We start from the raw sequence: 13,450 nt of genomic DNA, 5'->3' as shown, positions 1-13,450 counted from the left end.
GTTAAACAATTAGTACCTTTATATTCTAATATAAAAAACATAAAAAATGGCAACTAAGAAAACTAAAATAACAAAAGAATCTATCATCTCAATGTATATGAGTTTTGTCTTAGAACATAATGAGAAACCCCAATCAGTATACCTATTCGCAATATTAAATGGTTTTGAAGAAACCGAATTTTATAATTTCTTTGGAAATCTTGCATCCCTAGAAAAGGAAATTTACAGTCATTTTTTTGAGAAAACCATAGAATTATTGCACAAAGACAACAATTACGAGTCTTATGACATGAAAAATAAACTACTGAGTTTTTATTTTACCTTTTTCGAATTATTGACTGCCAATAGAAGTTATGTAAGCATTAGTTTGAATGAAGGTAAAAATCAGTTACAAAACCTTATGAAACTTTCAGGATTGAGAAACAATTTTAAAAAATTCATTGCCGAAATAACTACTGATGAAATTCGTATTCAGCAAGATAAAATACAAAATTTTCAGGAAAAAGCTATTCAGGAAAGTGCCTGGATTCAGTTTCTATTCACCTTAAAATTTTGGTTGGAAGACGGCTCTGCTTCTTTTGAAAAAACAGACATTTTTATTGAAAAATCAGTAAAGCTGAGTTTCGACTTAATGAACACGGCTCCTATCAACAGTTTAATCGATTTTGGAAAATTTATTTTTAAAGAAAAAATGCAAACTAACTCATGAAAACAATCGATTATATTCCGACCTCTAAAATTGAACGAGCCACAAAACTGGTGCAAACCGGAGCCAAAGTGGGTGTAAACTATATTAAATATTACGGCGAAAAAATAGTGAATTCCGACTTAAGTCGTGATAAACTCAATGAAAACAACGCCGAAGATATTTATGACGGACTAAAAAGTTTGAAAGGCAGCGCTTTGAAAGTGGCTCAAATGCTGAGTATGGATAAGAATTTCTTACCTCAGGCTTATGTGGAGAAATTTTCATTGTCTCAATTTTCAGTTCCTCCGCTTTCGGCACCATTGGTATTAAAAACCTTCAAATCTAATTTTGGAAAAACACCTTATGAGATTTTTGACGAATTCAACCCAAATTCGGTGAATGCAGCAAGTATAGGTCAGGTGCATTTGGCAGTAAAAAACGGTAAAAAACTGGCGGTAAAAATTCAATATCCGGGTGTTGCCAACAGCATTTCGTCTGATTTGGCTTTGGTGAAACCCATCGCCATTCGAATGTTTAATCTGCAAGGCAAAGATTCTGATAAATATTTCAAAGAAGTCGAAGATAAATTGATTGAGGAAACTAACTATTTATTGGAACTGCAACAAAGTCAGGAAGTAGTTGATGCTTGCAAAAAAATTGACAATCTGGTTTTTCCTGAGTATTATCCTGAATATTCATCCGAGAAAATCATTACAATGGATTGGGTGACAGGAGTTCATTTATCCGAATTTAAAAATTCAGATACTGAAATTGCTAATAAACTAGGTCAGGCCTTATGGGATTTTTATATGTACCAAATTCATATTTTGAGAAAAGTCCATGCCGATCCGCATCCCGGGAATTTCTTAATCAATGACAAAAACCAATTGGTTGCATTGGATTTTGGTTGCATGAAACAAATCCCGAATGATTTTTACATTCCTTATTTTGAATTAATCAACAAAGAAGTCATTGACAACAAGAAACTTTTTAGAGAAAAATTATTCGAATTGGAAATCCTCAGAACTGACGACAGCAAAGAAGAAATTGCCTATTTCACACAAATGTTCTATGATTTATTATCGCTGTTTACCAAACCGTTTCAAACGGATACTTTCGATTTCTCTGATGAAGTATTCTTTGAGAATATTGCCCAGTTAGGCGAACGCTTTTCAAAAGATACGAATCTGAAAAAAATGAATGGAAACCGTGGCTCCAAACATTTTATTTACATGAACCGAACTTTTTTTGGATTGTACAATTTGATGTTTGATTTGAAAGCCAAAATTGTCGTGAACGCTTTTGAAAAATACAACTAGTGAAGAAAGAAAACCTTCCGTCTAAAATTTGTCCGGTATGTCAGCGGGCTTTTAATTGGCGTAAAAAATGGGAAAAAGTTTGGGATGAAGTCAAATATTGTAGCGAAAAATGCAAAAGAAACAAATAAATGTGGTTTGGTTTAAAAGAGACCTTCGTTTACAGGATAACGAAGCGATTTTTAATGCTGTAAAAACAGCTACACCTACTTTGTTGCTTTACGTATTTGAAAAATCTTTAGAAAATGATCCGCATTATAGCCAGAGACACTGGAATTTTATCAAACAATCGCTGGTGGATATCAACAAACAGCTAAAAAAATTAAATACTCATGTTTTAGCGATATCTTCAGAAGTGGCTCATGTATTCAACACACTTCAGGAAATTTATAAAATCGACAGTGTTTTTTCACATCAGGAAACTGGTTTAAAAATTACTTATGAAAGAGACAAAACCTTCAAACGCTTTTGTAAAAACAACCAAATCAATTGGGTAGAAAATATCAATAACGGCATTTTCAGAGGATTAAAAAACAGAACCGATTGGGTTTCCAAATGGGAAAAATACATGAACGAACCCCAATTTATTTTTGATGCTAAAGCCGAAAATTTTCTTCCTTCAGAAGCAATTGTCGAACTCGAAAAAATAGTAGAGAAAACCGCTTTAGAAACTATTCCGGATGCTGTTTTTCAAAAAGGAGGCAGCACGATGGGATATAAATATTTGGAGAACTTTCTTGACGAACGCTATCACAATTACAGTTCGCATATTTCAAGTCCTGTATTAGCCCGAAGAAGTTGCAGCAGATTATCGCCTTATATCGCCTGGGGAAATCTGTCTTCAAGACAGGTTTTACAAAAAGCGGCTACGTTTAGACTCACTTGCAGCCATAAAAAACAAATCGATTCTTTTGTATCCCGACTCACATGGCAGGCTCATTTCATTCAAAAATTTGAAATGGAAGAAATCATGGAATTTGAGAGTATCAATAAAGGTTTTCATTCGTTAAAAAAGAAAATCAACCCGACATACATTGAAGCCTGGAAAAAGGGACAAACAGGATTTCCATTAATCGATGCCTGCATGCGTTGCCTGAATGAAACCGGCTATCTGAACTTTAGAATGCGCGCCATGTTAGTCTCATTTTTTACGCACAATTTATGGCAGCCCTGGCAGGAAGCTACACAACATTTATCGCAAATGTTTCTCGATTTTGAACCCGGAATTCATTTCCCGCAATTGCAAATGCAGGCCGGCGAAACCGGAATCAATATGTTACGCATTTACAACCCAATAAAAAACAGCCATGAGTACGATCCCAATGGCGAATTTATTAAAAAATGGGTTCCTGAATTACGTCATCTGCCCATAGCATTTGTACACGAACCCTATAAAATGACCTATTTAGACCAAAAATTCAACGATTTTGAAATAGGAATTCATTATCCAAAACCTATTGTCAATTTGGAACGAACCAGAAAATTTGCCAGTGATTTTTTGTGGAAAATGAAAAAGAATCCACTGGTAAGGGAAGAAAATGCCCGTATATTAAGATTACACACCATGGCTGATATTGGTGACAGCGAATAAAGATTCAATTTCAATTTTTAAATAAAATAACGTGACAATAAAAAAAGAACTCACCGATTTAGACAAAGACCGCATCATCGAAATGGCGTGGGAAGACCGAACTACTTTTGAAGCAATTCAGCTGCAATTTGGATTAAAAGAACAAGAAGTCATCGACCTGATGCGTGCTGAGATGAAACCTTCTAGCTTTAGAATGTGGCGCGAAAGAGTACAAGGCAGAAAAACCAAACACGCCAAATTGAGAATTTTTAATGAAGGACGTTTTAAATGCAGCAGACAACGACAAATTAACAACAACAAAATCTCGAAAAGATAATTCAAACAAAAATAGTTTTCAAACATGAAAAACATCGTCATCATCGGAGGCAGTAAAGGAATTGGAAATGCTATTTTATTGCAACAATTAGAGACTAATTGTGTTTATAACATCAGTAGAAATCCTCCTGAAATTTCACACCCAAATCTTAAACATTACAGCATGGATGTTTTACAAGATACATTGCCGGAAATTGAATCTATAGATACTTTAATCTATTGTCCCGGATCGATTAATTTAAAACCAATCACAAATTTAAGCATTGACGATTTTAGAAATGATTTTGAAATCAATGTAATTGGAGCGGTTAAATGTATTCAGCAATACCTGCCTCAGTTGAAAAAAGGAAACCATCCATCGGTTCTTTTATTTAGTACGGTCGCTGCTAAATTAGGGATGCCATTTCATGTCAGCATTGCGACTGCAAAAGCGGGTGTAGAAGGATTGGTAAAATCACTCGGAGCCGAATTAGCTTCATCAGTCAGAATCAACGCCATTGCACCTACAATTACCGAAACATCGCTTTCGGCAAACATTTTACGAAATGATCGAATGAAAGAAAACATGGTAGAACGCCACCCAATGAAAGGCTATTTAAAAGCGAATGAAGTAGCGGAAATGGCTGATTTTTTAATTTCAGAAAAGGCAAAATCCATCTCAGGACAAATTTTTGAAATGGATTACGGAATAGTAACTTTTAAAATTTAAATACTAAACAACATGATAAAAGAAATGAAAAGTTACGAGAAAATCGAACAATACGATACTGAAATAACCGAATCACTAGCCGATAATTATAGAATAATCATTGATAATTTAGGTGAAGATGTAACAAGAGAAGGTCTTGAAAAAACACCGGAACGCATAGCCAAAGCAATACAATATTTAACTCATGGTTACGGATTAGATCCATTGCAAATACTAAAATCGGCTTTATTTACCGAAGATCACCAACAGATGATTGTGGTAAAAGACATCGAAGTATATTCGATGTGTGAACACCACATGTTACCTTTTTTTGGAAAAGCTCATGTGGCTTATATTCCGAATGGAAAAATTGTAGGATTAAGTAAAATTCCCCGAGTGGTGGATGCTTATGCCCGAAGAATGCAAGTACAGGAACGCTTGACAGATCAAATTAAAAACTGCATTCAGGAAGCCCTGAATCCGCTTGGAGTGGCTGTTGTAATTGAAGCGCAACACATGTGCATGCAAATGCGGGGAATTCAAAAACAAAATTCTGTTACAACGACTTCTTCCTTTACGGGAGCGTTTGAAAAAGACAAAACCAGAAAAGAATTTATCAGTTTAGTTGCTAATAAATTAAGCTAATTTTAAATTAAAAACCATGAAAATTCTCTTAACAGGTGCTACAGGTTATATCGGCAAGCGACTTTTACCTATTTTGGTGGAGAAAGGTCACGATGTGGTTTGCTGTGTGAGAGATAAAAACAGGTTTTACTGTCCGGATGAATTACAGCACAAAGTAGAAATAATCGAAGTCGATTTTCTAAAAAAAGAAAGTTTATTACAAATTCCGGACAACATTGATGCAGCCTATTATCTGATACATTCCATGTCGAGTTCTTCGGATAATTATGATGAATTGGAACAAATTTCGGCTCATCATTTTGTAGAAAGAATCAATCAAACCAATACCAAACAAGTGATTTACCTCACTGGAATTGTAAACGACAACAGCCTTTCCAAACATCTGTCGTCCCGAAAAAATGTAGAAACTATTTTAGGCACAGGAACTTTTGCTTTAACAGCCTTAAGAGCGGGAATAATTGTAGGTTCCGGCAGTGCTTCTTTTGAAATTATTCGGGATTTAGTTATCAAACTTCCTGTTATGATTACACCCAAATGGCTCAATACCAAATGCCAGCCCATTGCCATAACTGATGTCTTGGAATTCCTGATCAAATCTCTTTTAAATCCGCTTACTTATAATCAGAGTTTTGATATTGGCGGACCGGACATTTTAACATATAAAGAAATGTTACTGGGTTTTGCCAAAGCCAAAAACCTAAAAAGATGGATTTTTACAATTCCGGTGATGACTCCTAAATTATCATCCTATTGGTTGTATTTTGTGACCTCAACTTCCTATAAACTCGCTACTGCATTAGTGAGCAGTATGAAAGTGGAAGTAATTTGCAAAGATTCCGGCATCAATGAATTACTAAATATTCATCCCATGTCTTATGAAGAAGCTTTGTCTCGAGCATTGATAAAAGTCAATGAAGACAAGGTGGCATCGAGCTGGAAAGATTCCTTAGTTAGCGGACGTTTTAAAAATAATATTTCGAAATTTATGAAAGTCCCTAAAAAGGATTGTTTCATCGACAGACGAAAAATGGAAATCATAAACCGTGATTATACCATGGAGCGTATTTGGTCTATTGGTGGAGAAACGGGTTGGTATTATGGCGATTGGCTGTGGAATATCCGGGGCTTTATCGATAAATTATTTGGTGGCGTAGGATTAAGACGAGGCCGAACCAATAAACATAGCATTCATGCTGGAGATGTATTGGATTTTTGGCGTGTTTTGTATGCCAATAAAGAAGAGGGAAAATTAATCCTATTTGCCGAAATGAAACTCCCGGGAGAAGCCTGGCTCGAATTCAAAATCATTGGAAATACATTGTATCAATCCGCGACATTCAGACCAAGAGGAATATTAGGGAAATTGTATTGGTATTCCGTTTTACCGTTTCATGGGTTTATTTTTAATGGAATGTTGCGAAGATTGATACAATAACTAATTCATCTGAAAAGAATTAAACCATTAAGGGATTTAAGAAAATTAAGCAAAACTTAATGAATCTTAAATCCCTTAATGGTTTAAAAATATATCGCAAAACATTTACTTCAAAATTCCGGCTTTATAAGTTGCAACCGCTCTGTCTCTTGCCATGGCGTGATCGACCACGGGTTGGCCATAACCCAAATCAAATTCCGGAATCCATTTACGGATGTAAATTCCTTTTTCGTCAAACTTTTTTAATTGAATATCCGGATTAAAAACCCTGAAATAAGGCGCAGCATCACAACCTGTTCCTGCTGCCCACTGCCAGTTACCGACATTAGCAGACAAATCATAATCCAATAATTTTTCGGCAAAATAGGCTTCGCCCCATTGCCATTGAATCAGTAAATGTTTGCACAAAAAACTCGCCACGACCATTCGTACCCGATTGTGCATATATCCGGTTTCATTCAGTTGGCGCATGCCCGCATCCACCATCGGATAACCGGTATTTCCGGAACACCAACGCTTGAAATCTTCTTCGTTATTGCGCCACTGAATGCCATCATAATCCGATTTGAAATTCTGTGTCACTACTTTGGGAAAATGAAACAGAATTTGCATAAAAAACTCCCGCCAAATCAATTCACTCAAAAAAGTATCATTTGTTTTTGCTGCAAAATTCACCATTTTACGAATACTTACCGTCCCAAAACGCAAATGCGGCGACAAATAGGATGTGGAATCTACAGCCGGAAAATCACGGGTTTCCTGATAATTTTCAAGATTGTTGAGTGTAAATGGTTTTACTTTGATGGAACTTTTCACAAAACCAATTTGTTCCAGGGAAGGAAAAGCAAAATCGCTTTTATAAAAATTCGAAAACAATTCTGAAGTCTCATATTCCCATACAGGCTTAAGTTGATTGAATTTTTCGAGCCATTTATTTTTATACGGTGTGTAAACCGTATATGGCAAACCATCGGCTTTTGTTATTTCTTTTTCTTCAAAAATGACCTGATCTTTGAAGGAATATATAATGCTTTTATTGGTTTCTAATAATTGACAAATGGCTTCATCCCGATTGATAGCAAAGGGTTCGTAATCTTTATTGAAAAAAACTTCTTTGATATCGAACTCAGTAATTAATTCCTGCCAAACTCCTAAGGTTTTTCCTTTTTTGATTAAAAGAGAACTTCCTATTTCATTAAGTTGACTATTGATTTTAGAAAGTGATTCATGGATAAAAGCGACTCTGGCATCGTCTTTAGGCAAACTATCCAGAATAGCTTCGTCAAAAATAAATAAAGGAATAACCGGAAATTCCGACTGTAAAGCCTGATACAAACCAATATTATCTTCGAGTCGTAAATCACGTCGAAACCAAAATACAGAAACTGCTGTTTTAGCCATTACTTTGAATTAAAAATTTCGTTTACTCTATTTGCCCGATATTCAAAAATTTCATTCAATTTATTTTTAACAACCAAAGCATTCATCATCCGTCCGATAAAACCAAACGGAATAGCATAATGAACCAAATCAGTCATTTTTACGCCATTTTCTGTAGGTTCAAAAAAATGTTTGTGATGCCATAAGGTATAAGGCCCAAATCGTTGCTCATCTACAAAATAACGTTGCTCTTCCACAATCGTAATTTCGGTAACCCAAATGAGTTTAATTCCAAAAAGCGGCGAAACTTTGTATTGAATAATTTGTCCCGGATACATATTTTCCCCATCAAAATCAGTGATTTCAAATCCCATGGTTTTTGGAGTCATTTTTTGCAAATTACGCGGACTGGAAAAAAACGCCCAGCATTCTTCAATAGAAGCATTGACATGCTGGACACTCTTTTTTGAATATACTTTCATTTGATTTTATCGTTAGTTGACTTTGCGTGAAGGATGGAAGCGGCATCCTTTTATGTAGTCCCGACACTTCGGGACTATATAAAAGATATAGCGTACAGCCTGACCTTTTTGAAAAACATTTTTCTTGTTTTTTAAAAAGGACACGCCCAAATTATTTTAGATTTTATAATATTTAAAAGGAACAAAAAGCATCCCAAAACACTCACCTTCTTCTTTACCTAAATGTTTGTGGTGTACTTTATGGGCTTTACGTAAACCAATCAGGTATTTGTTTTTGGTATTTTTAAACCATTTGAAACGCTGATGAATTAATACATCGTGAATCATAAAATAACAAAATCCGTAAAGTGTGATTCCAAGTCCAATGAAAAACAAATAATTGATTCCGCCTTCAACTCCGTAGTAAAAAAGGACGATACTGGGAATGGCAAAAATGACAAAAAAGATGTCATTGCGTTCAAAAACGTGCTCGTATTTGGGTTGGTGATGATCGGCATGGAAGTACCACATGAGTCCGTGCATCACGTATTTATGAGTGAGCCAGGTGACACCTTCCATTAAAAGAAATACACCCAATGTAATTAAAAATGAAATCATTTTTTAATGTTTAAAATCGTTTGTTTATTCAACCAATCGCAACTTATAAGTAACGAAAGATTGCGCTAAAAGCGTAGCTTTGGTATAATTAGAAACCCGGATTCGGGAATTTCCTATTTCCTTACAAGGCGTGTTTTCTAATTTTTTAAGCAATTTTTTATAATATACATAAGCGGTATAAACGCCAAATTTAGCTTCGATAGGTAATTTTACAATTCCCTGATATGCAATTTTGAAATCTTCTTTAATCTCATTAATGATGGATTTTTTAGCTTTTTCATCAAAAGAATTCAAATCAACACCCGGGAAATAATTGCGGTTTAAAATCAAGTTATCATCTTTTAAATCACGAAGGAAATTCACTTTCTGAAACGCAGACCCCAATCGCATGGCCTGATCTTTTAACTCCTCGTATTTGTGCTCTTTTCCGGATACAAAAACTTTCAAACACATCAAACCCACCACATCGGCAGAACCATAAATGTATTCTTCGTATTCGGCTTTCGAATTGTAATCTAATTTGATTAAATCCATTTTCATGCTTTTCAAAAAAGCCTGAATCAAATCGTCTGAAATATTGTATTGCTTAACCGTTTGCTGGAACGAATTCAAAATAGGATTCAGACTAATTCCGGAATTATAAGCTTTGTAATAGTCGTTTTCGAAATCGTTGATTAAATTTTCTTTGTCAAAACCATGAAAAGAATCGACAATTTCGTCTGCAAAACGTACAAATCCGTAAATGCTGTAAATAGCATCCCTGATGCTTGGCGAAAGCATATATACCGCCAATGAAAACGAAGTACTGTAGTTTTTAGTCACTAACCTACTGCATTTAAAAGAAACATCGTCAAATAATTGCTTCATAGTTATTGTTTTAGAAATTGTTTATCTATCAAATCAGACACTAATTTTCCCGAAATTAATGCCGGTGGAACTCCGGGTCCAGGAACGGTTAATTGTCCTGTAAAATATAAATTACGAACTTTTTTACTTTTTAGTTTTGGTCTTAAAAAAGCCGTTTGCAATAAGGTATTTGCCATTCCGTAAGCATTTCCTTTATAGGAATTGTACTGTTCTACAAAATCATTTTTGCAAAAGGATTCTTTAAATATAATATTTTCTTTGATGCTTTGCTGCGTTAACTTTTCAAAACGATCAATAATTTTATCAAAATATTCTTCCCTTAATGCTTCTGTATCGTTGATTCCGGGCGCTAATGGCACTAAGAAAAAACCCGATTCCATTCCCTCCGGCGCAGCCGTTTTATCAGTCAACGACGGAAAATTGGCATAAAATAAAGGTTCTGCAGGCCATTTTGGTTCGTCATAAATGTCTTTTGCGTGTTGGTTAAAATCGGTATCAAAAAACAAGGCATGATGCGAAATGTTTTCTATTTTTTTATTGAAACCAACATAAAACAACAATGACGAAGGCGCAAAAACACGAGATTCCCAATATTGTTCGGAATACATTCTATGTTCTGCATCCAATAAAGTTTCGGTATGATGGTAATCAGCGCCACTTAAAACCAAATCCGATTCTATTCTCTCACCATTAATAACAATTGCTTTGGCAGTTTTATTTTCTACAATTATTTTTTCGATATTCGAATTAACAAAAAACTGCACTCCTAATTCTGTTGCTAGACTTTCCATTGCACGAACCACATCAAACATTCCTGTTTTGGGATGCCAGGTTCCGAGACCAAAGTCGGCATAATTCATAAAACTATAGAACGAAGGCGTATCAGAAGGTTTGGCTCCGAGGAACAAAACCGGAAATTCTAAAATTTGAATTAATCGTTCGTCCTTAAATTTCCTGCGCACATCCCTACTGATGTTGCTAAAAAACTGTCCTATCTTCTTAGTTGTTTCTACAGTAACTAATTCTAAAGGGGAAACTCCCGGACGGTACACCAAATCCTTAATCGCAATATCATAATTGCTTTGGGCTTCGGACATAAACTCCCTTAGTACTTTGCCGCTTCCTTTTTCAATAGCTTCAAATGTCGATACAATTTCGTCCAGATTATCAGCAATGGCAATGAATTCGTTCACTCCAAAATACACCCGATAAGCCGGAGACAATTTTATCAACTCATAATAATCGGAAGTTTTCTTTCCAAAATCGGCAAAAAAACGTTCAAAAACATCAGGCATCCAGTACCAACTCGGCCCCATATCAAATGTAAAACCGTCTTTTTTCAATTGCCTTGCCCTCCCGCCGATAGTTTGATTTTTTTCAAAAACCAAAACCTTATGACCTTTTTTAGCCAAATAACAAGCCGCAGACAACGCTGAAAACCCCGAACCAATGATTGTAATCTTCTTTTTCATTTGTTTAACAAATATACAAAATAATTAAACAAAATTACAATTGCGATGTTAATTCTGCCATAGAGTTAAAAACAGAAACTTTCTTCAATACTATTTCTGAATCAATATAAGAAACCAATCGGCCTGTAAACCATAATTCGGTAGTTTCATCTAACAATTCATTTACCATTTCCTGAACATACTCATTTACTTCGTCTCTGTCCGGCTTGACAGTCAAACAGGAAACATAAACAATAGAATCGAAATGTTTTTTCAGATCTTTTAAATTATGAATTGGCATGCTCTCGCCCAAATAAATACTTCTGTAACCACTTAAAAGTATTTCATAATGCAAATACATCAATCCCAGTTCATGGATTTCATTCAATGGAAGAGACAAGACAAAAACTTTATCTTCTTTAGCAGGTTTTATATACTGAAGCTTTTCAGAATTTAAGATAATTTTTTGCCTTATTAAATAACTAACAAAATGCTCGTGAGCCGGCGTAATAGTATCAGTTTGCCATAACAAACCTATTTCATCTAAAAGCGGAATAAATACCTGATGAAAAATTTCTTTAAACGACTTTTCTTCTGCCAACCAATTGTATGTATTTAAAAAAAGCTGTTGATCAAAATTCATCATTGCCATCTTAAAAGCATTAATGGCATGATTTTTTGAGTTTTTTGAAGAAACTATTTGCTTTACTAATTCCTGAATTTCACTCTCTGAGTAATTGGAAATTTTAGATATTTTATAGCCGTACTCATGCAAAAAAGTAATATTCAACAATTTTTGCAAACTGACTAAATCATACAGTCGAATATTGGTATCCGTCCGCATGGGTTCAAGAACCTGATATCTTTTTTCCCAAATACGAATGGTATGTGCCTTAATCCCTGAAAGATTTTCAAGGTCTTTTATACTAAAAACGCTTTTAACATTGTTCATTTATTCAAAAATAAAGTTAAACAAATATACGTTTTTATCACAAGAACTCACTAAGAAAGCAAGAACATATTATATAACACATTCTTCGTAATGATTAAGTTTGTCCAAATCCAGAATAGTTTTGGTATTATCAGTACTTCTTTGATACATTGGCACAAATTTCGCCCCATAAATCACCTCGTCAAAAGTATACGAAGTTCGGGTTGCCACCGTATTAGAAAACATATCATCAAATGTTTTAATATATACAAAAATCTCTCCCACTATAGTTTCAAAATCTTCTTTTACAAACTGATACAAAGGGCTGTTCTCTGTTATAGGATGTACCAATGTCCAACTCAAAGTGAGAGCATTAATTCTTTCGAGTTCTAAATCCAAAGAATAAAACTTATTTACTTTCACCCCATTTTCCTCAATACTCATCCCTAGAGTCATTTTTGCTTCGGCATCTGTGAAATTGGTATTTTTAAAAGGAGTCATTCTAACCATCAATCCAGCACCTTCCCCATAAGGAGCAATCAGGGCATTGTGAGAAAATTTTAAAAAGGCCGTGGGTTTACTAAATCGTCCAAAAAACAATCCGGTAGCAATAGCAAAACTCAACAATCCTATCAAAGCTTCGGCTGCTGCCAATAAACTGGTCAAAAAACCAACCGGGCTTATATGACCATACCCTACTGTGGTAAAGGTTTGAGCACTAAAAAAATAAGCCTGACCAAATTTGGCCCAATTACTATCTGTCATAGGAATACCATCAAGGTGTTCGATCCCAATTCCAAAATAAACCATCGCAAAGAGTAAATTGATTCCCATATAGAAAGTAAGGATAACCAACATGAATTTCCAGGCCGGCATATCAATCATTGTATGATACCAGCTAATGCGATGCAAAAAGTGCATTCCTCTTTTTTCAATATTAGCTGTTCCGTCTTTATTTACAAAACGACCTCCGTAACTATTTGCATTGGTTCCAAATCCCGTATTTCTGTCCAATACAGCATGTAAGTTGATTTTATTTAAAAAAGCCATCTAATTCCCCGATT

15 protein-coding genes are annotated in these 13,450 nt (G+C 34.9%); 8 read left to right on the top strand and 7 right to left on the bottom strand.

Annotated features, from left to right (window positions below; translation table 11 throughout):
* Positions 1 to 46: 46 nt before the first annotated feature.
* The 8 genes from BLR17_RS15515 to BLR17_RS15480 are packed head-to-tail and all read left to right on the top strand — an operon-like array spanning position 47 to position 6,678.
* A complete protein-coding gene (locus BLR17_RS15515; RefSeq protein WP_066324500.1) occupies positions 47 to 709 on the top strand; it encodes a TetR family transcriptional regulator C-terminal domain-containing protein in 663 nt (220 codons plus the stop codon).
* Positions 706 to 2,007 (top strand): ABC1 kinase family protein, encoded by a 1,302-nt coding sequence (locus tag BLR17_RS15510; RefSeq protein WP_066324497.1) that lies wholly within the window; start codon positions 706 to 708, stop codon positions 2,005 to 2,007. The genes BLR17_RS15515 and BLR17_RS15510 overlap by 4 nt, the downstream gene beginning before the upstream one ends.
* Positions 2,007 to 2,135, top strand: a complete 129-nt coding sequence (locus tag BLR17_RS15505; protein WP_074517207.1) for a DUF2256 domain-containing protein — start codon at positions 2,007 to 2,009, stop codon at positions 2,133 to 2,135. Before BLR17_RS15510 ends, BLR17_RS15505 begins: the two co-directional genes overlap by 1 nt.
* Positions 2,117 to 3,595, top strand: coding sequence for a cryptochrome/deoxyribodipyrimidine photo-lyase family protein (locus BLR17_RS15500; RefSeq protein WP_066324494.1), 1,479 nt, complete (start codon positions 2,117 to 2,119; stop codon positions 3,593 to 3,595). Before BLR17_RS15505 ends, BLR17_RS15500 begins: the two co-directional genes overlap by 19 nt.
* Positions 3,596 to 3,626: 31 nt before the next feature.
* Positions 3,627 to 3,911: a TIGR03643 family protein gene (locus BLR17_RS15495; protein ID WP_139068316.1), complete on the top strand. Its 285-nt coding sequence runs from the start codon at positions 3,627 to 3,629 to the stop codon at positions 3,909 to 3,911.
* A gap of 24 nt (positions 3,912 to 3,935) precedes the next feature.
* Positions 3,936 to 4,619 (top strand): SDR family NAD(P)-dependent oxidoreductase, encoded by a 684-nt coding sequence (locus BLR17_RS15490; RefSeq protein WP_066324491.1) that lies wholly within the window; start codon positions 3,936 to 3,938, stop codon positions 4,617 to 4,619.
* Between the two features lie 12 nt (positions 4,620 to 4,631).
* On the top strand, positions 4,632 to 5,243 hold the full coding sequence (gene folE, locus BLR17_RS15485; protein WP_066324489.1) for a GTP cyclohydrolase I FolE: 612 nt from the start codon (positions 4,632 to 4,634) through the stop codon (positions 5,241 to 5,243).
* 16 nt (positions 5,244 to 5,259) lie between these two features.
* Positions 5,260 to 6,678, top strand: coding sequence for an SDR family oxidoreductase (locus tag BLR17_RS15480; protein WP_066324487.1), 1,419 nt, complete (start codon positions 5,260 to 5,262; stop codon positions 6,676 to 6,678).
* Positions 6,679 to 6,783: 105 nt separating this feature from the next.
* Here the strand turns inward: BLR17_RS15480 and BLR17_RS15475 are convergent, their stop codons facing one another.
* From BLR17_RS15475 to BLR17_RS15445, 7 genes are all read right to left on the bottom strand, one after another.
* The gene (locus BLR17_RS15475; protein WP_066324484.1) at positions 6,784 to 8,079 is read right to left on the bottom strand and encodes a cryptochrome/photolyase family protein; all 1,296 of its coding nucleotides are present in this window, start codon (positions 8,077 to 8,079) and stop codon (positions 6,784 to 6,786) included.
* Positions 8,079 to 8,540, bottom strand: a complete 462-nt coding sequence (locus BLR17_RS15470) for an SRPBCC family protein (protein ID WP_066324482.1) — start codon at positions 8,538 to 8,540, stop codon at positions 8,079 to 8,081. Before BLR17_RS15470 ends, BLR17_RS15475 begins: the two co-directional genes overlap by 1 nt.
* Before the next feature lie 156 nt (positions 8,541 to 8,696).
* Positions 8,697 to 9,137, bottom strand: a complete 441-nt coding sequence (locus BLR17_RS15465) for a sterol desaturase family protein (protein WP_066324480.1) — start codon at positions 9,135 to 9,137, stop codon at positions 8,697 to 8,699.
* A gap of 24 nt (positions 9,138 to 9,161) precedes the next feature.
* Positions 9,162 to 10,004, bottom strand: a complete 843-nt coding sequence (locus tag BLR17_RS15460) for a phytoene/squalene synthase family protein (RefSeq protein WP_066324479.1) — start codon at positions 10,002 to 10,004, stop codon at positions 9,162 to 9,164.
* A 2-nt stretch (positions 10,005 to 10,006) separates the two neighbouring features.
* Complete coding sequence (locus tag BLR17_RS15455; protein ID WP_066324477.1) at positions 10,007 to 11,476, bottom strand: phytoene desaturase family protein; 1,470 nt, start codon at positions 11,474 to 11,476, stop codon at positions 10,007 to 10,009.
* Positions 11,477 to 11,510: 34 nt separating this feature from the next.
* Positions 11,511 to 12,407 (bottom strand): MerR family transcriptional regulator, encoded by an 897-nt coding sequence (locus tag BLR17_RS15450; protein ID WP_066324474.1) that lies wholly within the window; start codon positions 12,405 to 12,407, stop codon positions 11,511 to 11,513.
* Between the two features lie 69 nt (positions 12,408 to 12,476).
* A complete protein-coding gene (locus BLR17_RS15445; RefSeq protein WP_066324471.1) occupies positions 12,477 to 13,436 on the bottom strand; it encodes an ion channel in 960 nt (319 codons plus the stop codon).
* Between the last annotated feature and the right edge of the window lie 14 nt (positions 13,437 to 13,450).

The organism is Flavobacterium glycines (assembly GCF_900100165.1).
GTDB classification, from domain to species: Bacteria; Bacteroidota; Bacteroidia; order Flavobacteriales; family Flavobacteriaceae; genus Flavobacterium; species Flavobacterium glycines.
The sequence above is the reverse complement of the archived record's forward strand: the minus strand, read 5'-3'. Positions and strand labels throughout refer to the sequence as shown.